Annotated in this window: 2 protein-coding genes; both read right to left on the bottom strand. The window is 67.0% G+C overall.

Going from position 1 to position 646, the window contains the following annotated elements; genetic code table 11:
* On the bottom strand, positions 1-177 hold a 177-nt coding region (locus tag HA630_RS01545; RefSeq protein ID WP_166832162.1), incomplete at its 3' end, for a pyrimidine/purine nucleoside phosphorylase.
* A gap of 130 nt (positions 178-307) precedes the next feature.
* The coding region (locus HA630_RS01540; protein WP_166832161.1) for an arsenate reductase at positions 308-646 on the bottom strand (339 nt) is incomplete at its 5' end.

The following is a 646-nucleotide window of genomic DNA, read 5'->3' as shown; positions in this document are numbered from 1 at the left end:
CACGCATTCCATGATTTCCGGTGCGCCGGTGTTGAAGGTCAGGGTGGCGGGCAGCACCACGCCCACCGACTTCTTGGTGCCATCGGGGAAGGTGATGCCGTGGCTGACGCACTTGCCGTCGAAGTACACGCTGGCTTGGGTGTTGACGGACACGCCGGAGATTTGGGTGGTGCTCATGGGGGTGGGGTGGAAAAGGTGGCTGAACAGGGGGTGGCCGCGCAGAACGGCCAGGTCAACCCTGCATTTTAGGGGAGGCGTTGGTGCCGCAGGCGGGCAGGTGCCTGGACGCGTCGGCCGGGGTGGGGTTTCAGCCGCGTTCGGCCCAGTCGTCCGGGGCGAAGCCCACGGTCACGCTGCCGTTGCTCCATTCCACCACCGGGCGCTTGATGACGCTGGCGTGCTGCGCCATCAGGCCGCGGGCGCTGGCTTCGTCGGTCAGGCCGGCCTGCACGGCCGGGTCCAGCTGGCGCCAGGTGGTGCCTTTGCGGTTGACGAGTTTTTCCAGGCCCACCTGGGCCACCCAATGCGCCAGGCGCGGCTCGGGCACACCTTGTTTCTTGAAGTCGTGGAACTCGTGCGGCACGGCGCGCTCGGTCAGCCAGGCGCGGGCTTTCTTCACGGTGTCGCAGTTCGGGATGCCATAAAC

Source organism: Aquabacterium sp. A08 (assembly GCF_011742065.1).
Note: the sequence above shows the minus strand (reverse complement) of the source record. Positions and strands in the feature narration are given on the sequence as shown.